13 protein-coding genes are annotated in these 22,015 nt (G+C 72.7%); all 13 read right to left on the bottom strand.

Annotated features, from left to right (window positions below):
* Positions 1–12: 12 nt before the first annotated feature.
* The 13 genes from IE295_RS00750 to IE295_RS00690 all read right to left on the bottom strand — a co-directional run bounded on the left by IE295_RS00750 (position 13) and on the right by IE295_RS00690 (position 21,945).
* A complete protein-coding gene (locus IE295_RS00750; RefSeq protein ID WP_190061425.1) occupies positions 13–2,229 on the bottom strand; it encodes a hypothetical protein in 2,217 nt (738 codons plus the stop codon).
* Entirely contained in the window at positions 2,226–6,140 is a 3,915-nt protein-coding gene (locus IE295_RS00745) for a putative baseplate assembly protein (protein ID WP_190061424.1), read from the bottom strand. Before IE295_RS00745 ends, IE295_RS00750 begins: the two co-directional genes overlap by 4 nt.
* Positions 6,137–9,298, bottom strand: coding sequence for a putative baseplate assembly protein (locus IE295_RS00740; RefSeq protein WP_224322931.1), 3,162 nt, complete (start codon positions 9,296–9,298; stop codon positions 6,137–6,139). Before IE295_RS00740 ends, IE295_RS00745 begins: the two co-directional genes overlap by 4 nt.
* The gene (locus IE295_RS00735) at positions 9,295–9,714 is read right to left on the bottom strand and encodes a GPW/gp25 family protein (RefSeq protein WP_190061423.1); all 420 of its coding nucleotides are present in this window, start codon (positions 9,712–9,714) and stop codon (positions 9,295–9,297) included. Before IE295_RS00735 ends, IE295_RS00740 begins: the two co-directional genes overlap by 4 nt.
* Positions 9,711–10,043: a hypothetical protein gene (locus IE295_RS00730; RefSeq protein ID WP_190061422.1), complete on the bottom strand. Its 333-nt coding sequence runs from the start codon at positions 10,041–10,043 to the stop codon at positions 9,711–9,713. Before IE295_RS00730 ends, IE295_RS00735 begins: the two co-directional genes overlap by 4 nt.
* Before the next feature lie 15 nt (positions 10,044–10,058).
* A complete protein-coding gene (locus IE295_RS00725) occupies positions 10,059–10,574 on the bottom strand; it encodes a phage baseplate assembly protein V (RefSeq protein ID WP_190061421.1) in 516 nt (171 codons plus the stop codon).
* 75 nt (positions 10,575–10,649) lie between these two features.
* Positions 10,650–11,792: a hypothetical protein gene (locus IE295_RS00720; RefSeq protein WP_190061420.1), complete on the bottom strand. Its 1,143-nt coding sequence runs from the start codon at positions 11,790–11,792 to the stop codon at positions 10,650–10,652.
* Entirely contained in the window at positions 11,785–12,162 is a 378-nt protein-coding gene (locus tag IE295_RS00715; protein ID WP_190061419.1) for a LysM peptidoglycan-binding domain-containing protein, read from the bottom strand. Before IE295_RS00715 ends, IE295_RS00720 begins: the two co-directional genes overlap by 8 nt.
* Positions 12,162–12,809 (bottom strand): hypothetical protein, encoded by a 648-nt coding sequence (locus tag IE295_RS00710; RefSeq protein WP_190061418.1) that lies wholly within the window; start codon positions 12,807–12,809, stop codon positions 12,162–12,164. The genes IE295_RS00715 and IE295_RS00710 overlap by 1 nt, the downstream gene beginning before the upstream one ends.
* A gap of 41 nt (positions 12,810–12,850) precedes the next feature.
* Positions 12,851–13,477, bottom strand: coding sequence for a hypothetical protein (locus IE295_RS00705; protein ID WP_190061417.1), 627 nt, complete (start codon positions 13,475–13,477; stop codon positions 12,851–12,853).
* Positions 13,478–13,481: 4 nt separating this feature from the next.
* The gene (locus IE295_RS00700; RefSeq protein WP_190061416.1) at positions 13,482–19,589 is read right to left on the bottom strand and encodes an eCIS core domain-containing protein; all 6,108 of its coding nucleotides are present in this window, start codon (positions 19,587–19,589) and stop codon (positions 13,482–13,484) included.
* Positions 19,586–19,969 carry a hypothetical protein gene (locus IE295_RS00695; protein WP_190061415.1) on the bottom strand — a complete coding sequence of 128 codons (384 nt, stop codon included), beginning with the start codon at positions 19,967–19,969 and terminating at the stop codon, positions 19,586–19,588. The genes IE295_RS00700 and IE295_RS00695 overlap by 4 nt, the downstream gene beginning before the upstream one ends.
* Entirely contained in the window at positions 19,966–21,945 is a 1,980-nt protein-coding gene (locus IE295_RS00690; RefSeq protein WP_224322930.1) for an ATP-binding protein, read from the bottom strand. Before IE295_RS00690 ends, IE295_RS00695 begins: the two co-directional genes overlap by 4 nt.
* Positions 21,946–22,015: the final 70 nt, after the last annotated feature.

The raw sequence follows: 22,015 nt of genomic DNA, 5'->3' as shown, positions 1-22,015 counted from the left end.
CGTCGGGCAGGGTCAGGTGACGTGGATGATCCCGGCGTCGGTGCCGGCCGGGGCGAACTCCTCCAGCCGGGCGCGCAGGCTGTCCTCGCGCTGCGGCTGGAAGAGCTCGTGGAACGCGCCGAGTTCGGACCCGTCCTCGGCGCCCCGGCCGATCTCCGGCGCGCAGCCGTCGGCCAGCTGGGCGTAGGCCGGGGTGCCGTAGCGGACGCTGGTGAACACCGGCCGCACCCGGGCCGCCTCGGCGTCCTGCAGCTCGGGGACGTCCTTCGGGTCCACCTCGCCCTTCCCGGCCCTCTCCCGCACGGCGGCGCGCACGCCGTCCGGCTGGCAGTGGTAGCGGCGGGGCGTGCGCGAGCCCGGCGGTACGTAGCTGAAGCGCACGCAGCCGATGCCGCGCCGGGCGGCGCTGACGCGTCCGGTGAAGACGCTGTCCTCGGCGATGTCGACGGCGTGGACGTGGACCTCGCCGATCACGGTGGTGCGGTGGGCGTGCAGCACGGCGTGGGCGTGCCGGCACTCGGGCCCGGACAGGGCCTCGATGTCGTCCCCGGTGGCGTCCAGGACGCTGTCGGAGATGTGGATCCGCAGCGGATCGGTGCCGGCCTCGTCGCCGACGACCTCGATGGTGCCCAGCACGCTGCGCTCGATCTCCACGCAGGCCGTGGTGCACTCCAGGACCAGGCTGGGCTCCTGCGGCGAGTGCGGCTCGCAGCGCGGCTCCAGCGACCAGCCCGGCACCAGCGTGCAGTGCCGCAGGACGACGGACCCGACGGGGCCGGTGACGTTGATGCCGCGTCCGGTGACGAGCAGCCCGTCCAGGACGACGCGCGGCCCCGGCCCGTCGCCGGGGTTGCCGTGGATGTTGAGCGCGTCGGGCCGGTTGCTGTACCAGTCGAGCAGGCGGATCACCGGCCGGGCGCCCTCGGCCGCCCGCACCTCCAGCCGTTCCCCGGGGGACAGGTCGAAGTCCAGCTGCTCCTGGTGGGCGCCGCTGTGGGTGATCTCGATGACGGCCTCGGCGCCGCCGTCGGAGCGCCACTGCTCGTAGGCGTCCATGATGCGCTCGTGGGGGCCGTCGGGCCCGACCCGGTAGACCGTCGCCCGCGGCGGGGTGTCGCGGTCGCGGGGGTACTCCCCGCCGCCGGTGTCGTCGCTGAACGCGTAGTGGTAGCTGACCCACGCCCCGTGCCGGGGGGCGGTGCGGGCGCCGAAGGCGATCCGGCCGAGCTCCGGGTCGACGACGACCTGGCCGCGCCGGGGCCGGTAGTGCCAGCCGGACAGGTCGGCCACGACGATGTCGGCGGGCGGCACCGGCTCGTCGCCGCCGTCCCGCCAGATGGTGAACGACCGGCCGGGGCCGTAGTGGTCGGTGAGCCGGTCGGCGAGCTGCCGGCGGCGGATGAAGGCGGGGACGTTGTCCATGGTCGCCAGGTGCGACGCCGAGGGCTCCGGCTCCGGCTTCACCACCAGCGGGCTGTCGTTGCCGAGGATGGAGAAGGTGTAGAGGTTGCGGGCCCGGTCGATGCAGTAGGCGGGGGCACGGGTGACCGGGTAGGCCCCCAGCCGCCAGACGAACAGGCCGACGCCGGCCGGGGTGTAGCCGCCCCTGCGGCGCGCGGAGCCGGCCCGCCGCACGTCGGCGCTGTGGGCGGCCGGGTCGAAGGCCCCGCCGAGCAGGTCCAGGGCCGCGCCGTCGCGGACGTCGAGCAGCCGCCCCCGGGCCAGGCGGGCCGCGCCCGCCGCCTCCTGGTCCGCGCCGAACAGGCGCACCGGCTGGTGGGCGGACAGCAGCCGGGAGAACTCCACCGCCCGGGCCGGCCATTCCGCCACCGACGCCGACAGCTGCTCCAGCAGCGCCAGGGTGCCCTTGCGCCGCCGGTTGGCGACGGTTTCCGCGACGTCGCGGCGGGGGGCGAGCCGGGCCGCCAGGCGCCGGCGGGAGGCGGCCGCGGTGCCGCCGGGGCCGCCCGGGGACAGGCCGGTGGTCAGCACCTCCTCGTACCCGGGCAGGATCCGGTAGCCGACGAGGTCGCCGAGGTAGGGCACAACCCAGTCGGCGCAGGTCTCGATGAACCAGTCCTCGTAGCCCTGTTCCACGCCCGAGCGCACCAGGTCGACCTGCTCGGCGATCACGGCGAGCAGGGCGCGCAGCGGCTCCCCCGCCTCGGCATCACGCAGCTGGTGCCACTGCGGCAGCAGCTCCAGCAGGCCGTCGGGCTCACGGTTCACGCCCGTGCCTCCTTAAGGATCAGTGTGTCCGGCACGTCCGGGGAGAGCAGCGCGAACTGCGCCGGGCGGATGCCGCGGAAGACGAACACCGTGCGGCCCTTCGGCAGCGGCCGGGTGTCGGTGATGCCGGGGTTGAGCCGCAGCAGTTCGGCGACGGTGATGCCGTTCTTCGCGGCCACCTCGGTGAGGGTCTCGGTGGTCTGCGGGGCCGGCGGCGAGACCGTGTAGCGGTCCTCGTGGTACGCGGCGAGCCGGGCGTCCACCACCGGCTGGGGGCGCCCGAGCCGCTCCGGCAGTTTCTCGAGCCCCTGGGGGGTGAGGCTGCCGGGGATGCCGGTGAACGCGTCCACGTCCACGTACTCCACGCCCGGCACGGACTGGGCCGTGGCCAGGACCTCCGACAGGTAGGCGGGCCGCCCGAGTTCGCGCGCCGGGTAGCCGAGCCGGACGGTCAGCGCCCGGCGCACCGCCGGTTCCACCAGGTCCCACGTGTGGTCGGGACGCACCTTGACGTTGGCCGCGACGACGAGCAGCACCAGCTCCCGTACGGCCACGGTGACCGGCACCCGGGGGTCGCCGTGGGCGGCGAGGGAGGCCCGCAGGGTGCGCACGATGTCGGAGTCGTCGCCGAGGGCGATGTCGTCGACGCCCGCGACGGTGACGTGCACGCGGCGCCGGGTGCCGTCGAAGACCTCCCGGGCGCTCGCCCGGCCGATCCCCGCCCGGGAGCGGGCGAAGTCCTCGTAGTCCCTGACGGAGACGAGGCGGTCGAGCGCGGTGACGGCCAGCGGGATGTTGCGGCGGGCGAGCCCGGGACCGTCCGGGTCGGCGCCGCCGGTGGCGGGCAGCGGGTTGACCACCGCGCTGACCCCCAGCGGCCGGGTGGTGGGCTGGGTGACGCGCCCCGCCTTGACGTTGGCGGACCTGCCGACGCCGATGCGGTAGCGGGCGCGGACGTTCTCGTGACCGGTGGGCAGGCGCGCGCCGTGGGTGCCGTCGCCGAAGGTGACGGTGACGCGGCCGGCGGTGGCGGGGTCCGCGGTGCCGGTGGTGTCGGTGGTGCCGGTGACGTAGACGCGTTCCCGCGGGCCGCGGCCCGCGAGGCTGTCCACCTCGTGCCAGAGCACGCCGTCCACCCTGATCTCCAGGGTGCTCCGGGCGCCCAGCGGGTTCTCGTCGGCGAGCCAGGTCAGCGGGGACTGCCACAGCACGAACGACTGGTTGGCCCTGCCCGCGTCGCCGCTGCCGATCGGCTCGTCGCGGGTGGCGCCGTGGGTGGCCGCGACCACGTTGCCGAAGACGCGCAGGCTCTCGCGCCGGTAGCGGTGGGCGAGGTCCGCGGTGAGGACGAGCAGGGTGTGCACGGCGTCGCCAGGACGTGCGGGGTCGACGCGCTGCTCGACGCCGGCGATCATGGCGAGCTCCGTGCCGCGCACGCCGGCGGTGCCGGGGATGTCGGTGCGCTCGCCGCTGAACACCACCCAGCGGCCGGGTGCCAGCCCGTCGTACAGCCCGGCCAGCTCGATCTCATTGCCGTGGACGTCCTCGGTCACCGTCTCCTCGGCGAGGCGCAGGACGTCGCCGCGGGCGTGCACCGTGGCGTCCCTGATGTGCGACAGATTGACGTCGAAGGCGTCGAGCCAGTCGTCCTTGAGCGTGAGTTCGGTGACCTTGCCGGAGATGCCGAAGGCGGCGCGGGAGAGCACCCGCACATCGGTGACCCGGGTGACGACCTGGGCGAACTCCTTGCCGCCGGGGATCTGTCCCGGGCTGCCCTTGCGCGGCCGCTCGATGGCGATCCAGCTGCCCGGGGCGATGCCCTCGTACACGGCGTCGAGGGCGAGCTTGTTGCGGTCGGTGACCTCCAGCTGGGTGGCGATGGTCACGCTGACGGCGGCGGGCAGATCGGCGGGCTTGCGGCGTTCGGCGGTGATCTTGAGCGTGCCGAGCGTCTGCACGGCGCCGAGCTCCTCGGGGCCGAGGAGGATCCGCACGGTGCCGGCGCCGTCGGTGACCGTCACCAGCACCTTGTTGTGGTCGTCGGGCCGGGAGACGAACACCGTGGCCCGGGGCAGCCGGGGCAGCATCTCCGCGGAGACGCCGAGCTCGTGCGGGTCCGGGGGCGGGGCGGCGCCGGGGTCCGGCTCGTCGGGCACCGGCTGGCGGGGCGGCAGCTTGGTGCGCACCCGCACGTCACCCGGCCCGACGTCGGGGACCTTCTCGTTCATCTCCCGGTCGGTGCGCAGCGTGAGGTCCCTGGGCGGCGACGCGCCCTCGGCCACCGAGTAGGTGAACCTGATGGCCGCCGGGACGCTGCCGTCCTTGTCGTAGGTGACCGTCGTGTCGAGCGACATGTTCCCCTTGAGGGGCCAGTCCTCGTAGTAGGCGATCTGGTTGTCCTTGTAGCGGGGGATCAGCGGGGCCGTCGCCCCGAAGGGGGTCGCGGTGACCCTCATGACCTGCACCGTGGACAGCGCCGACGGGGCGGTGAGGTCCACCCGCCGCCAGGCGTCGTTCAGGCCCTCGCGGAGCCTGGGGTCGAGCGCGGCCAGCAGCTGGGCGCCGATGTCCGAGCCGGGGGCGTAGAGGCGCTCGGGATCGCGGGCGAGGTGGCGGGCGTTGACCGGGGGGCGTACGGGCGTGGTGCGCAGCGCGGGCAGCAGGGCGCCCAGGCCCTTGACCGCCGCGTGGAGCGGACCGGCAGCCGGCGTGCTCTCCTGCCCGCCGTCCTCCCGCGCGCCGTCCTCGCGTGCCGGGTCGTTCCCCAGGCGCAGCCCGTCGTACAGCGGCGTCCGGATCCCGCCGGGCGGCCGCGGCGGTTCGGGCGTGGCGTCCGCCGGCTGGGGCGGCTCCAGCGCGCGGGCCCGTCCGGTCAGCGCGGTGAACGTCGCGGCCAGGGTCTCGAACCAGCGGGCGATCTCCCGGTAGGGGCGGGCGAGTTCGGCGGCCTCGTGCGCCCGCTGCACGTCGGCGGTCAGCCGGTCGGCGAACGCGCTCGCGGTCTTGAGCGTCTCGAGGTCCCGGCGCAGGGGGGCGAGGACGTCCTCGTCGAACCGGTCGACGAGGCGGCTCGCCTTGGGCCGTGGGTTGGGCGGTTCCTTCTCGGACGGCGTGATCCACTTCGCCAGTTCCTCGCGCAGGCCCTTGAGCGACGGCTGGCCGGAGACCGGCAGGCCGATCACGGTCACGTCGTTCTCGCGGTCGAGCCGGACGTGGGGAACGGTGCGCAGGAACCTTTTGTCGCGGGCGGACTCCTCGGCGCTGAACACGAACAGCAGCTGGTCGCCGGGCTTGACGTTGTTCGCGGTGCCCGCGACGAACAGCTCGGTGCGCTCCGCCAGCAGCCGCGGCGTCACCTGGTAGGGGCGGCGGCGCCGCACGGCGAGCTCGTTCCACGACCAGCGGGCCGTCAGCTCCTCCGAGGTCTCGAAGGACTGCGGGTCCTCCCCCGGCCCTGGCACGCTCTGGCTGCGGGCGCCCCGGGGGATCACCACGGGCGTCTCCTGGCCGGGACGCGGGTCCTGGTCGAGGGTGTAGGCGAGGAAGGTGCCGGCGGCCACGCCGGGGCGGGGCCGGTGTCCGACGAGCCTGCCGAGCAGGGTGAGGGAGGCGTCCTCGGTGGCGGTGCGCAGGTAGCCCTCGTTGGCGATCCGCTCGGAGTAGAAGGTGAGCAGGTCGCCCAGGACGGCCCAGGTGTCGAGCAGGGCGACGGCCGGGTCGTCGGGGGTGCGTACGGTCAGGTCGCGCAGCGCCGGGTAGGCGGGCCCGGACAGCCGGGCCAGCATGGAGGACAGGAACTCCCCGTGGGTGCCGACCCGGTAGCGGATGGCGCCGAGCCCGGGAGGATTGGTGACCTCGGCGGGGGTGGCCGTCCCGGTGCCCCGGCAGCCGCAGTCGCATCGGCCGCTCATCGGCCGCCTCCGATCTCGATGGCGAGCCGGCCGTTCTCGGGCCGGTCCGGGTCGTTGTCGCACTGGGCGATCTCCAGCGGGCCCAGTCGCAGGATTCCGGCGTCGAGTTCGCCGTCCTCCTGGTGGTGCAGGCGGCGCAGCCGGGTCGCCTGGACGCTCACCACTCCGGGGACGCCGGCGGCCGCGGCGACCAGCCGGCTGACGCGTACGGGCTCGCCGAAGGTGAGGGCGTCCGGGTGGAAGAAGCCGGCCCGGCCGTCGGGGAGGGTGCCGGTGCCCAGCACCCTGCGCAGCTCGGCGAGGACGTGCCCGCGCTGGTACCCGGGGGCGGCGCACACGGTGAGGGCGATGTCGAGCGGGACCAGGAGGGCGGGCAGGACCACCACGTCGTGGCCGATGCGCCGGTAGGCGTCGAGGACGTGGCCGACCCTCTCCAGCAGGAGGGGGCCGGGCCTGGCGGCGCCGAGCGGGTCGACGGCCACGTGGACCTCCTGGGCGGCGCCGGTCCAGCGGATGTCGGCGGCGGCGCGCTGGACCCCGGGGACGCCGGCGGCCAGCTCGGCGTAGTCCTCGGCGGTCACGGCCCGCAGCCGGGTCCGCCTCGGCGCCAGGGGCGCCAACTGGCGTACGTCCTCCAGCGACTCGGGGCCGGTGCCGCCGGCGGCGGGCAGCGGGTTGCGCACCCGGATGACGTCCGGCGAGCCGGAGCGGCACAGCAGGAGGTGGTTGATGGCCTCGGCGCCGACGTTGCCCGCCGTGCCGTCGCCGATCCGGTACGCGATCTCCATGCGGGAGCCGGACGGCGGCGCGGCGCCGTGGGTGCCGTCGCCGAACCGCAGCGCGAGCGTCCCGTCGTCTTCCAGTTCGCCGACGAAGTGCCGGTCCCGGCGCCCGCTGGAGAGCAGGTCGCGGCGGGGCCGCCAGGTCTTCCGCCCGGTCCGGGCGGTGACGGCGGGCAGGGCGGAGCGGGGGTCCTGGACGATCGCCGTGGCGGGCCCGGCGAGGCGGGGGTCGGCGGGGTCGATCCCGTCGGCGTACGCCTCGCCCCAGCTGTGCCGCACCTCCCAGGCGACGCGGCGGTCGAGGACGCCTCCGGCGCGGGCCCGGGCGACGAGCACGGACAGGCGGCGCAGCTTGCCCGCCAGCAGCCGCTCGCGGCGGGCCGACAGCTCGCGCAGGGCGTGGGCGGGCCGTTGGCCCAGGTGCAGCCGGTCGAGGGTACGGGCGCCGAAGACGACCGTCAGCTCGTCGGTCTGCTCCCGGGTCAGCTCCTCGCCGTCGCACACCTGCCGCCACAGCTCCTCCAGGCGCAGCCGCAGCCGCTCGGGCACGCCGGCGAGCAGATCGGCCTGGCCCTCGGCGACGTGCCCGGGGGCGGGGTACGGGGTGGCCTGGGTGACCGGCGCGTAGTGCAGGACGGGGCGGAACCTGCCCGGCACGAGCGGGTAGCCGGTCTGGGCGAGCAGGGTCTCCAGGGCGGCGGCCTGCGCGTCGGCGCCGGGCGGCGCGACCCGCTCGTCGCCGTCGAGGCCGGGGGCCAGGTGGAGGCCGAGGCCGGCCCGGGCCACGGCCGGCTCGCCCACGACGTGCTGCAGCTCGCGGACGTCGTCGGGCTCCAGCTGGTGCCCCGCCCGGGTGCGGTCCAGCAGGTGGTGAACGGCCGCGGCGGGCCCGGTGGGCTCCGCGCGGTCGCCGCAGCCGGACGGCGGCTCGCACCCGGGCACGACGACGGGCCCCGGCGGCACGGGGACGACCTCGGGAGCGCCGTCGCAGTGGGTGAGCGAGCGGCCGTGGTCGACCAGGACGACGTTGGCGCGGGCGAGGCTGACGTCGCCCAGCGGCGCGCAGTCGGTGCCGCCGCGGCTGGAGAGGCACACCGGGAACGTGAGCGCGTCGGCCTCCGACCAGGTCACCTCGACGACGGGCTGGTCGTACAGCTCGTCCACGAGCGGGGTGACCGAGGTGAGCCGGACGGCCTGCCGGTGGGCCGGGTCGGCGTCGGCGGGGGCGCCGGTGCGCGGGCCGAGCACCTCCTCGACGATCAGCACGTCGCCGGGGCGCAGCGCGAGGGCGCGCTCCCGCTCCTCGCCCTCCTCTCCGCTCTTGCCGTCCCCGTCGCACCACTCGTCGCGCAGGGTGGCCGAGGTCGCGCCCCTGGGCAGGGAGCACTCCTCGTCGCCCCAGGTCCACAGGCGCACGGCGTTGTGCTCCGGGCGCAGCTCGAGGTCGCACCCGCCGAGCGGTTCGAACACCTCCACCAGGGCGTTCTCGGTGAGCGCGTCGAGTTCCCCGTCGGGTATCACCGCGCCCAGGTCCGGCCGTTCCTGCGACCCGAGTCCGCTGACGTCCACGGCGGCGAACCGGAAGGTGCCGGCCTCCAGCGTCAGGGCGCTGTCCACCTCCAGGGCCACGAACGCGCGGGCGTTGCACCCGTCGTGCATCGGGTAGTCGATCAGCCGGACGTGCCGTCGTACGGAGACCCTGCGCCGGGCGGTGTCGAGGTAGGCCTCCGTGGCGACCGCGTCCTGCTGGTAGGCGATGTTGTCGGCGGTGTGGGCGAGCAGTTCGACCAGGGTCACCCCCAGGTCCGGGACGTGCCGCTCGGCCCAGTCGGGGGCGGTGAGCGTCATCCGGTCCAGGGCCAGGCGGCGCAGGCTCTCGTAGTCGCGCGCGGTGTAGTCGATGACCGGGCGGGACGCGGGCTCCGGCGGGCACGGCTCGGCGGCGCGGCAGTCGAACGTCGTGGGGCACGAGCTGTCGAAGCCGAACTCGGCCTGGTGGTAGCGCGGGTCGAAGCCCCGGTACGGCTCCTCGCCCGGCCGCCCGTACGGGTCGGCCTCGACCACGCCCAGCCGGTAGCGGGAGGTGTCCCCGGCCCGGTCGAGGGTGACGAGCATGCGGTCGTCGAGCTCGGGGTCCTCCTCCGCCTCGACGGTGACCTCGACGGCGCGGATGCCGGTGATGCGGCGGCCGCCGTCGATGCGGATGTTGTGCGGGCCGATGTGGCACGGCGAGGGCGCCTTGCCGAGGAAGGTGACGGTGAGCGTGCGTCCGTCGTCCGAGACCTCGATCCCGTCGACGCCGTTGAGATGCGCGCGCCGGACGTCGGCGCGTCTGCGCTCGGTGGCGCAGTTCCCGGTCGTTGCCCCGCCGCTCACGCCGCTCCCCGCCCTTCGAACTCCTCGACGCGGCGCGATCCGGTCCGGCGCACCACATAGACCAGGTGCACCCGCACCACGTTCTCCTCGCTCTCCACGTCGAGGGACTCCACCTCGATGACGTCGCCGAGCCAGCGCTGCAGCGCCGCCTGCACCGTCAGCTGGAGGGCGGAGGCCAGCTCGGGACTGTTGGGCGCGAAGACCAGGTCGAGCAGTCCGCAGCCGAAGTCGGGGCGCATCACGCGCTCGCCGGGGCTGGTGAACAGCAACTGCTCGATCATGTCCCGCACATGGTCGTCGTAGCCGGCCTCCGCGGTGCGGCCCCGGCTGCCGATCCGGAACGGGAAGGCGATGTCGGTCCGGCGCGGGCCGGCGCCGGGCGCCCTCGGTCCCGTGATGCCGCCTCGCCCCGTCATCGGCCCACCGCCCGCGGCTGGACCACGGAGACGTTCGGCGGCCCCTGCGGCACCTGCTCGGGGCTCTGGCACAGGCCCGTCGAGGAGCGCAGGACGGCCGGCGAGCCGTTGATCCTGATCCGGGTGGACGGCGCCACCCAGCGGATCGTCACGCACGGCTGCGGCTTGTTGGCCACCGTGAACGGGCAGCCGCTGATGGTGTACTGGTCGGCCACCGACGCGGCGTAGTTGCCGCTCACGACGACCCTGGCCTGCGCGGGCAGGACCGTGGCCCGTGCTCCGTGCGGGCAGGTCACCGTCGCGTTGACGTGCAGGAGATTCCCGGACACGGAAACCCTCCCCTCTCAGGTCACGCTCAGGGCGTCCTGGTTGATGGTCACGGTCGGGCCGATGAGCGTGATCTTCGCTCCCTGGCCGTTGTCGATGTGGATCCCGGCGTCGTTGATGACGATGGAGGCGCCGGACGCCGCCTTGAGGGTGAGCCCGGTGACCGGGTCGTCGGAGAGCACCACCGTCTGCCGGCCCAGCTGCGTCTGCAGGACCTGGTTGGGCACCCCGGGCAGGCCGGCGAGCGCCTGCGGCGGCAGTTCCCGCTCGTGCCCGTACCAGCAGCCGGACCAGATGGGGTCGCTGGGGTTGCCCTGCTCGAACTCCATCCACACCCCGGCCCCGACCGGCGGCACCGCGTAGTGCCCCATCCTCGGGCCGGCCACCGGGAAGCAGGGCATGGCCCAGTTGGACGGCTGGTCGCCGAGCACGTCGGTCACCGTCGCCGTGATGCGGCCCTTCCGCTCCGGATCGATGTTGTTCACCACGGTGCCCCGGTACTTGCCGAGGTAGCGGGTCGGTTCAGTGGCCATGCGTCTGCTCCTGTGCTCCTTGCTCTGTCGGGCTCTTGCGGCTCGTGCGGCGCCGGCCGCCGTGCGCGCCCGTGGCTACGGGCGTACGACGGGCGTGCGGGAGATCAGGCCCTCGCGGGCGAGGGTGAAGTTCTGGCTGTAGGCGCCTCGTTGGAGGTTGTGGGTGACGCTCTTGACGAAGTACAGGCCGTCGTAGGTGATCCCCGCCCCGCGTACGCCCACCAGCTCACGGGGCCGCAGCACGTGCCCGTAGCGGGCGACGTCGAGCTGGCCGGAGCCGGAGACCGCGTCGGCGGACTCCATGGCCTTGGCGAGCGTCTCGGCCAGGGCCTTGCCCGTCTCCTTCTTCGCCGCGTCGTTGACCGAGGTCTTCTTCAGCGCGGGCGCCGGCTTGAGGGCCAGCGGCGGCCGCAGGATGCTCACCTCGGGAATCGGCAGCAGCGTCGCGATCTTCGTGGCCGGGATCTGCACCCGCGCCCTCGGCTCCTCACGGGCGGTGCCGTCGAAGGCGAAGGTGAGCTGGTCGACGTTGGACAGGGCGTCCATGTTCACGTTGAGCGCGTGCTGCGGCAGGCCGAGCCGCACCTCCGGCCCCCAGTAGGCCCGGCTCATGCCGGGCAAGGGCCCCGGATCGAGGTAGAACACATAGCCGTTGGCCTTCGCCAGCTCACTGATGTAGGCGAGGTCGGTCCCGTTCTGGGCCTCGACCCGCTGCGTCGGCAACGACATCTGGGGAATCAGCTCGGGGACCACGAGCGGGGTGATGCCGTACTGGGCGTACCGGGCGAGCAGCACGTTGACCCGCGCGGAGGGCGACATCGACGGGAAGCCCGTACCGGTCCTGTCCTCCAGGTCCATCAGCACCGTCAGGTCCTCGCCGGTGACGGTGAGGGTGGACTGGCCGGGCTGGTTGCTGATCCCGACCTCCTGGCGGATGAGCACGCCGTCCATCAGGACGGTCGGGGTGCCCTGGACGGTGACCACCAGCACGACCCGGACCTGGGGGTCGAAGAACCCGCCGGGCAGCAGCGCCGTGTTGATCAGCCCGTTCTTCGACAGGTCGAACGCCAGCTGAAACCCGCTGCGCTGGCCGCTGGCCACGGTGACCTGCGCGGACAGCAACGCGTCGGCCACGGGCTGCGGCACGGGCACGGGGATCCGGGGACCCATCATCAGCGTCAGGTGGATCGGTCCGGTGGTGACCGGGGCGTCAGCCATTCGCGGCTCCGGGTATCCCCGCCGGGAGCGCGATCCTGACCTTGCGACCCGGCGTCCGGGTCAGCTCCCTGGGATCGAGCACCGGATTGGCATCAGCGATCTGCCACCACTGCTCGGCACTGCCGAGGTAGCGGTGCGCCAGCAGATCGGCCCGGTCGCCGGCACTGACGGTGTGCTCGGCCAGAACGCTCAGCCGCGCCGGATCCGGCAGCAGGCGCCTCCGGAGATACGGCGTCTGCCGCCCGTCGGCCTCGGTGTGCACAGCGACGGGAATGCCGTAGTAACGGCTGGACCGGGGATAGGCCGAGGGCGCGGGAATGGCGTCCAGAGCACCGGCGTTGTCGCCCGTCCCGTTGATCCCGCTGGTCATCAGAAACCCCCCGCGTTCCCGAGTCCGAGCGCGCCGCGACTACCGGCCGCCGCCCGCCCGATCGACTGCTCCTTCTGCGACAGGTGCGCGAGATACAACTCGGCCCCCCGGTGCCCGGTCGGCAGATCGTTGACCGTCAGCACCCGTAACCCGATCCCCACCGCGGCCCGTATCGGATTGAGCTCCACATCGAACGCCTCCTCGGTGACGGTCAGTTCGGTCAGCCGCACCGGAAGCACCCGCTTGCGCCCCCACGTGAACAACGTCAACGGCGCCTCGACCGGCGTGATCTCCAACGTCCCCAGCCCGGCGAGCGCCTGATTGCGCCGCAACGCCGCACTCGGCGGATGCAACAACATCTCCAGCGCGGCCAACTGCGGCTGTATCCCGTCCGGAGCCGGCGCCTCCAGCTGATCGGTCGCATCGATCTCCGCCGTGAACTTCCACGTCTCGGCCGCCGGCCCCTTCAACCGCAACGCCTCGGTCCGATCCCCGGCCCCCTCCGCCCCGGCGGCCTGGGGAGCGAGGGAGCGCTCCAGGGAATCGGGGTTGAACTGCAGCACGATGATGCCGCGGGGCGTGCCGCGCCGGGGGTCGATGATGACGATGCCGGAACGGATGGGCTTGGGGATGTCCTGATAAGCCATCCGCTAGCCCTCCCCAGCATCTTTGCTCAGCATCAGAGAAATCACGCTCCCTCTCGAAATACCTCTACGGGGGAGGGAATCGACGTGGCCACACACTCCCGAGGGAGAGCTCCCCCCCTCTCAAAGAACTCTGGGTCGGTCAAGTTTTTTACCACATCGAACGCCGCATTCTCCCCCGAGATGACATCGAACGCATCGACCATTTGCCCCATTCCATCGTATTCAAAAGTGAAACGCATCTCGCCCGCCCGATCGTATTCATACTTTGTTACCGACAGGATTTGACCCTGCACGCCGAAAGCGCACTCCATGAGCTCGCAGCCCCTCACATCAACGAGACTCACTCGATAATCGGAAAACCCGCCCTCTGCGGAGGAGCGCCGACGGACTTCCCAGCGGAATGGATCTGCAGCCAGCGTCCGCTTTACCGAAAACGGTACGCCGACATGCTTGCGGCGATGAGATTCCGCAATCTCGCCGGGATCCCCCTCGCAGTACTCCACTTCTTCGACAGCACCATCCCGGAAAAATTCGAGACGCTCGAGACGTCCCGCACTGTCGAAATAGGCAAGCGATGACTCCGCCAGTTCGACGAACTCCTCCGGTGAGACCTCACCGGAGGCGTCAACTCCCCAGCCCCGGTAATAGCGCGTCCGATACTCGCTCATCACGTCACCGACCCAGCTCAAGGTGCGGATACATGGCCATGACGCTCGACTCCCTCATTACCGAAATGTCAATACCTGGTATGGAAAACTTCTCGGCCAGCGTTCTCGATTCCTGAGAGAACGTGGGGGCACCCGCAGACGATGCCGCCGGCCGGTCGAACATGAACTGCGGCACGAACCCCTTGGCCGCGTTGCCCTCCAACTGTTTGGTCATCTTGGACCTCGTCTGAGGCCTTCCTATGCGCTGGTCAAGACCCGCCTTGCACCGGGCCAGGTAAGCGTCGAACTCCTTGTCGGAAACGATGATAGCGATATCGATGTCCTTGGCTTGCGGGTTACGCAGAGACGATCCTTGGACCAGCACCCGCCCCTGAGGCAGATTATGCTTGGACCGCAATTGCTCCACTTGCCCCGTGAACGCTTCGAACTTCTCACGGCTCTCAAAGTGGTACGGGTACCGGCGAGGCCTGACTTCATTTACCCAATTATTCATCTGTTCGGTCAGCTGCTGCGGAGTCAGGTGTTTCTTGGGCGGGATCTTATGCAGTTTCTCAATGGCTCCCGCCTTCACGAAGTCGGCAATCTGCTCCGGGGTCAAACCCAGCTTTCGACCGTGTTCGAGCACACCTCGTAGGTCATCCGCCGAGTAGGTATTGAGTTCCTTCTCAGACAACCCGGGGATCCGACCGTCCCGCTCGGACCCCTTTTCCTTCTTGTTCTGTTTACGAGAACTCGGAGCCGTCCTGTCGTCACCCTTGTCGGCCTTGTCTTCCTGTTGAGGCTTCTGTTCATCCTTGCCCGGGCCCTTATCTGCGGCAGAGCCCGGCGTCAGCCGAGCAACCGGGTCACCTGCGTCACCAGTCCAGACAACAGGAGTGATTTCCTCATCGGGGTTGAGTCTCGCCATCATCCTCGAAGGACTTGAACCGCGAACATCAAGACTCGTCAGCCTGTACCAGGCACGCATCGCGGCAAGCACCGACCTGAGAACCAAACCACGGATCCCCCTGCGCAGCAGCGGCGTCACTCGGGGACGAATGCGGCCAGCGATCGTATGCAGTCGACTGACCTTTGACTCTGGGGAATTCTCTCGACTGTCACGTCGCTCACGCTGCTGTCTGCGCTGCACACGCTGCTCTTGCCGAAGTCGCCTCGAACGCTCTCTCAGCTGATCGCGGCGGCGCGCGAAGGCTTCCCGGACCTTGCGAGCGTTGCCGCTCAATGCCCGTCCCAGCTTGCTCTTCGTCAATTTGCCGCCCAGCAGACGCACAGCGGCTCTGGCCTGGCTGATGGCTCCCCTGACGGCGGTCCTGGCCTGGTTCATGACACGCCCTGCGGGCGACAGCCCGGACAAGCCTGGACCGGAGGGCTTCGGCCGTTCCACCTCTCGACGGGGCCGGGATGGCACGCGTTCGGAAACTCGCTGCTCAGAGACGGTGCGACGCGCGCGCGACGCAGACTGGGCCGGTGTCCGTTCCACACCCAATCGATCGGGAGCGCTGCGGCTCGCCGGTTTGAGGGCGGGCGGCCGATGCAGAAGCCCTGGCCGCTGCCCCGGCCGCCGCGGGCCCCTGAGGGCCTGGCCCGCACGGGCCAACGCGGTCTTCGCCCGGTTCACGGCCGCTCCCGCGGCCTTCCGCGGGCCCTTCGTCGCCTTCGCCAAGCCCTGCATGATCTTCTGGGCCATGGCCTTGAGCCGGCCGCCGACCCCCTTCGCCGCCATCTTCAGGCGGCTGAGCAGGAAGTTGGTGATGAAGTCGAGGAGCGCCACGACACCCGACGCCACCGCCTGGGCGAACAGGCATGCCGCTCCGACGCCCGACTTGACCGCCTTGAGGAAGGTCATGAACTTGCCGAACGCAGCGATGATCTTGCTGATCGTGCCCCAGGCCGCCATCAGGCCCTGAATGATCGTCATGATCGCGCCGGCGGCCGGGACGATCAGCGAGACAAGCTTCTCGATGACGATCGAGATGATGATGGCGGGCAGCGACTGGACGAGCGCCTGCCAGGCCATCCGGCCGATCTGGGCCGTGGAGACGCAGCCCTTGACCAGGATGTTGATGATGGTCTTGCCGAGGCCGAGCACCGACTCGACCTTCTCGTTGAACCACGACTTCACCGCCGTCTTCACGGCGCCCCACAGGTGGTTCTGGATGCCCTCCTTGGCCGCGCCGCCCAGCTTCGCCAGCCAGCCGCCGGGGTCGGGGGCGATGTCCGCGACCAGAGCCGCGAACTGGCCTAGCATCGCGATCGCCTTCTGCGCGAAGTCGATCGCGGCGAGCACCGCGCCGCGCGCCATCTCGACCGCGGCCTTGAGGCCCTTCTCGAGCAGGTTGAGGAGCTTGTTCAGGCCGGCGGCCAGCAGGTCGAGGAGCTTGTTGACGGCGGCCTTGAGCTTGTCCGCCCACTCGTTGACCTTGGCGATCGCCTTGTCACGCCATGCCCGGATCTTGTTCCGGAACTTCTCCCGCAGCTCCGGGAACGCCGCCAGCAGCACGTCGCCGATGGCGATCAGCGCGTCCGCGAGCTTCTTGATGAGCTCGACGGCGAGCTTCCGGGCCTGCTCGATCGCCCAGTTGGCGAACTCCCGGAACTTCTCGATGATCCCGTTGACGACCTTGCGGAAGAATTCGAAGATCCCGGTGATCGCGCTCAGCAGCGCGTCGAACGCCGCCTTCACCTTCGACTTGACCCAGCCCCACCAGCCGGAGGACTCCTCCTTCTTGCGCTCCTTCTCCTTACGGGCCTTCTCCTCCGCCTCCTTCCGGTTGTCCTGGATCTTCTTGTTGTCGTCCTCCTGGCGCTTGCCGACCTCCTTGTCGGTGTCGGTGCGCTTGGTGTCGATCTCCTTGTTCTTCTCGCCGTGTTCCTTCAGGGCATCCGCGTCGGCCTTGCCGATCTTCTCGTCCTGCTCGGCCTGCCACTGCGTGCGTTCGGCCCGCACCTGCTCGGCGGCCTGGCCGCGCTCGCCCGCCTGCGCCTCGGCGTTCGAGGCGACGGCCTGATCCTGGGCCTCCTGGCTCTTGCGCCGCTCCTCGGCCTCGGCCTGCTGCTGCCGGGACCGCTCCTCGCCCATGCGGCCCTGCGCCTGGCCCACCGACGTCTGGATCTGCGGCCCGCGCTCCTGCTGGGCGACGACGGCCACGCCGGGCTTCGCCGCGCCCGCGGCCGCGCCGCCCCGGCGACGCCTGCCCGTACCGCCACCGCCCCCGCCACCGCTCCCGGGCACCTCGCCCCGGAGGGTCTCGCCGGGCACGTCCGGGTAGATCTGGTCCTCGCCCATCGGCTTGGCCGCGTCCTCGCGGCCGACGCCGAGGATCTTCTCCGAGGACTTCTTGAGGTTCTCGGCCTGCTTGTCGGTGCGCTTGGGGTCGCTCTCCCCGGTGAGCTGCACCTTGGGGGCCGTGCCCACGGTGGTGTTCAGGGACGGGTCGGTGGTGGGCACTTCACCGACCGCGGTCTGTACGTTCTGGACGTCCTGGGCGCTCACCTGGTTCGCCCCGTCGTCCGCGACGTGGGGCCGGGCGACGTCGGACCCCGGGGCCCGCCCCTCGACCTTCTCGCCCTCCGCCTTCTTCTGCTCCTTGCCGCCCTCGGCACCCTCCCGCTCGACGTGCTCGGTGACCTGCTGGGCGGGGGCGGCCTCCTCCGGAGCGCCGGAGAGCGTACGCGGCGCGCCCGAAGGGCGTTGCGCGGTGGGCGCGTTGGCCTCCAGGGCGGCGTGCTGCTCACCGACCGAGCGGTCCACCGCACCGTCCACGCCGTCGAGCGTGGCCGCCATCTGGTCGGGCGGCAGGGCGCCGGCCGTGGCGAGGGCGCTCTGCGGGTCCTGGCCGGAGACGTCGGGCGGCGCGGGCTTCTCGGCTTCCTTCTCCTTGCCGCCCGCGGCCGCGCCGCCGCCCTCGCAACCGCCCTCGCCGCCCCCCGCCTCCTCCGTGGTGGGCTGCGGGGCCCCGGCGCAGGCGCCGCCGCCCTCCTCCATCGACGCGTCCGGCCCGGGTCCGGCGCCGGGGGCGCCCAGCCCGCCGGGCGCGTCGGCCTGTTCGGCGGCGGGCCCCATGGCACCGAGCGCCGGCCCGCGCTCCCCGGCATCCGCCATGGCGCCGGGGCCGTCGGAGACGGGGCCCGCCCCGGCGAGCGGCGCCGCGTCAGGACCGGCGGACCGGCCACCGGCGGCTGACGGCTCCTCGTGCTGTCGGGCGGCCCCTTCCCCGTACGAATCCTCGGGCCGCGCCTCCGCCTGCCCGGTGCCTGGACCCGCCGCGTCCGGTTCGGGGCCGACCTCCTGCTCGACCGGCTTGTCCGGCGTGAGATCCCGGGCCGTACGGTCCTCCGACTCCCGGTCGGCCTCACGCCGGGCCGACGCCTCGGCCTCGGGCGCCGGCGCGGGCTGGGCGGCGTCGGCGGGCTGCTGGGGGGTGGCCGGTTCGGGTGCCTCCTCCGCGTCCTCCCCGGCCTCGTTCTGCCGGTCCTCCTGGATCTCGTCCGCCTTGGTCTTCGGCGGCTCGGGGAACGACGGTGCCTCCTGCGCCGCCGCGCCCCCGTCCGAGGGGTTGAGCCGGTCGGCGGTCGGCACGGACGAGACGTCGAGGTCCGTAGCGGGGACGAAGTCCTCCGGATGCAGCTCGGGCCCGGCCGGCTTGGCGGCCTCGGGTTCCGCGTCCTTCGGGGTCTCGGGCTCCTTGTCGGCTCCCGCGGCCACGCCCAGCGGCTCGTCCTCGGCTGCGCCCTTGTCGTCGTCGAGGAGTCCGTGCCGGGTCAGGGGGCTGTCCTCGGCCTCGGCGAGTCTGTCCACCCGCTCGGGCCGTACGGGGCCGGGCTGCCGCTCCGCCCGCCGGTCGACTGCGACGGGTCGCGAACCTTCGGCGGGCCCGCGACGCATGGCCTTCTGCTGCTGCTCGGGCGCGCCGGGAGCCTGCGTGGCGGCGGCCATCAGGGGCGGTTCGCCACCGGCTCCGGGTCCGGCGGCAGCGTCGGCGGCTCCGGCCGCCGCCCCACCGCCCGCCTGCGGGCGCCCGGCCCCGTCCGGGGCCTGCTGCCCGGCCTCGTCGCCGCGCTGCCCGTCCCGCTCCTTGTCCTTGCCCTTGCTCTTCTCCTTGCCCTTGTCTTCGCCTTTGTCCTTCCCTTCGTCCTTCTCCTTGTCCTTGTCCTTGTCCTGCTGCTCGTCGTCCTGTTGCCCGTCTTGCGGCTTGTCCTTGGCCGGCGGCTCTTCCTTCTCCCCCGCCTCCGGCTCCTTCTCGTCCCTTTCACCCGCTGGGCCCTTGGGCGGGGCTTCCGGCTCCTCGGCCCGTTCGGCCGGCACCTCGCGCGCCGGTTCCGTCACGGGGCCGGGCGTCAGGCCGGCGTCCGTCTCCGCCGGGCCGTGTTCGCTGAGCTCGACCAGTTCCAGCAGCCGCTCGTGGTCCGGCGACGGCAGGCGGAGGGAGAGCCGCTCCAGCACCGACGCCTTCAGCTCCGGGGCGAAGCGCGTCAGCTGCTGCCGTACGCGTCCGGCAGCGTCGGCGGGGTCGCCGCGCAGGGAGCGGAGGATGCCCGCCGTGAGCCGGTCCACGAGCGTCGCCGGGTCCAGCAGCTCGGTGCGGAACTGGTCGGCGCGCACGCGCGCGTACCGCAGCCAGCCCGGTGTGGCGCTCCGCGTCACCTCGGGACGCGGCTGGTCCGAGCGGGCGCCGGCCTCGGCCTGCCGCTCCACCGCGTCCTGCGGCAGGCTCACCGCGCCCAGATCCCGTCCGGCCGTCAACGCCCCCAGCGGGTGCGGCGCCTGGACGGTGTGCAGCAGTTCGTGGGCGACCAGCCGCCGCCCGTCCTCCGTGCCCGGGCTGAACCTGCCCTCGGCGAAGAAGATGTCCTCGCCGACGGTGACCGCGTCCGCGCCCAGCAGGTCGGTCAGGAGCGCCGCGTCGCGGTCCGTGTGTACGCGGACCCGGCTGAAGTCATGGCCTAATCGTTCCTCCAGCTCGCGCCGCAGGCCGAGGTCGAGCGGCTGACCGGCCGCTGTAATGATCTCCTTGGGCTCCGGGGTACGGGCCTTGGGCGCCCGGGCCTTGCGTCGGCGCTGCTCGGTCTCGGCCGCCTGTTGCCGGTCGGCGGACACCTGGACCCGGCTCATGCGCCCCGCCCCCAGACGCCCGTACGCCCGTAGCCCGTAGGCCCGTCACCCGTACCGACGGCCCCCACAAGCCCACCGTCCGTACGCCCACCGTCTCTGGGTCCACCGTCCGTACGACCGCCCCCCGCCAGGCCCGCGTGCACCGCCCGGGCCAGCGCCGCGCCGAGCCGGTGCGGGGTGGTGGTGGCGGGCAGCGGCGGGAGGCCGCGGAGGAGGTCGACGGACACGTCGGTGTTCGCGGCGAGGGGGACGCCGCGGTCCCGGACGAGCCGGTGGAGTTCCCGCCGGAAGGCGTCGACGACGAGGTCGTGGTCGACGTGCTCGAAGCCGCGCAATACCAGCTCGCCGATCTCGATGTCGACGCGCCGGGGATCCGTCACACCCATCCGCGCACCTCCGACGGGGTCAGCGAACGCTCGAGCTTCACGTACTCGGTACGGGCGGCGGCCAGCATGTGCCGCATCCGCAGCGGGCCGCCCTCGTCGGCGGCGAGGAACGCCGCCGCCAGCGCGATGTTCCTGATGGAGCCGCCGGCCACCGTGAGCTGGGCCAGCCGGTCGGGGTCCAGGCCCTCGCTCGGGGTCCGGCGGGGGATGACGCGGCGCCAGATCTCGGCCCGCTCCGGCACGCCGGGGAAGGGGAAGTCGACGATGAAGCGGATCCGGCGCATGAACGCCTGGTCGAGGGCCTGTTTCATGTTCGTGGTCAGGATGGCGAGCCCCCGGTACGCCTCCATCCGCATCAGCAGGTAGCTGACCTCGAGGTTGGCGTAGCGGTCGTGGCTGTCCTTGACCTCGCTGCGCTTGCCGAACAGCGCGTCGGCCTCGTCGAACAGCAGCAGCGCTCCGCCGCGTTCGGCGGCGTCGAAGACCCTCCGCAGGTTCTTCTCGGTCTCGCCGATGTACTTGCTGACGATCTGGGAGAGGTCGATGACGAACAGGTCGACGCCCAGCTCGCCCGCGACGACCTCGGCGGCGAGCGTCTTGCCCGTTCCCGAGCCGCCGGCGAACAGGGCGGTCACCCCGAGGCCGCGCCGCAGCACCGACTCGAAGCCCCATTCCTGGTAGACGGTGGCGCGCCGCCGCACGTGGGCGACCGCTTCCCGCAGGATCTCGTGCTGGCGGTCGGCGAGGACGAGGTCCTCCCAGCCGGCGCGGGGTTCGATCCGGCGGCCGAGCTCGTCGAGGGACATCCGGGCCTCGGCCAGGCCCGCCCGCCACGCCAGCCGCCTGGCGTCTCCCCCGGGGGCCCGGCGCACCGCCTCTCCTGCCGAGCGGATGACGTGCGCGGGCAGCGAGAACTGCGCGACGAGGTCGCGTACGTCCTGTTCGCGGATGCCGTCGATGCCGTCGAGCGCCCCCGTCCACAGCCGGAGTTGCTCTTCGGAGGTCAGCGGCGGGACGGTGACGCGTTCGCGCTGGGCCGTGCCGCCCGGCCGGGGCTCGTCGCTGGAGACGATCACGGGTACGGGCAGCTCGGCGAGGAACGGCTCCGCGCCGTCGCGGCGTTCGCCCGTCCGGTCGCCGGCCTCGATCAGCAGGGCGGCGGGGATGAGGATGGCCTCGCGCTGCCAGAGCCGGCCGAGCCGGTCCCGTTCGGCGGGCTCGGTGGGCAGGTCGTCCGCGGAGGCGGTGTACAGCGCCAGGCCCGCGCGCTCGGCGGCGCCGGCGGCGATGTCCCAGCGGGTGGCACGGTCCGCGCCGACGAGTTCGGCGTGCGGCGGCCCGTCGAACCCGGCGCCGGTCCACACGCGGGCGATGCTCTCGGCGGCGTGCCGGTGGCCGGGGGGCGGCGTCTCCTGCCGGGGCGTCCGGCGCCGCAGCAGTCCGTGCAGGCGTACGTCCAGGTAGGGCACGCCGACCAGGAAGTGCAGGATGCGCTCGTCCACGCGCAGCCGCGACGTCGTCGGCGACGTCTCGTCGTCGAGCTCGATCAGCCGCCAGCGGCGCAGCGGGCCGACGGGCGTCAGGGCGCTCCAGTGCGGGTCGTCGAGGGCCGCGAGGGCGAGGGCGAACGTCGGGTGGGGGCGGGCGGGGTCGCCGCAGGCGGCGGCGCACCGGGGGCCGGTTGTCGGGTCGGTCTGCTCGGCGGCGGCGAGGACGAGGACGTCGCGTTCGAAGGGGGTGAGGCCGAAGCAGGAGACGACGACCGCCAGCGCGTCCAGGGGCGCGTCGCCGTCGGGGGCGACACGGGGGTCCGGGTGCTCGCCGGGTCCATGGGCGTCGCCGGTCCGCGCGAGGCCGTCCGCCCCGGGGTGCGGCCGTGCCGACGCGTGCGCGTGGGCGTCGAGGCGCCCCAGTACCGCCTCGACGGCGGCGGCGAGGGCCTGCTGGTGTGCTCCGTACCGCTCGCTCATGCCCTCCCCCGACATCCGGCAGTCCCCCGCTTCGTCATGACCGCGCCCTCGACCTCGTCCCCGACCTTGA

Origin of the sequence: Streptomyces griseocarneus, from assembly GCF_014655595.1 — a bacterium.
In the GTDB taxonomy this organism is placed as follows: domain Bacteria; phylum Actinomycetota; class Actinomycetes; order Streptomycetales; family Streptomycetaceae; genus Streptomyces; species Streptomyces griseocarneus.
Note: the sequence above shows the minus strand (reverse complement) of the source record. Positions and strands in the feature narration are given on the sequence as shown.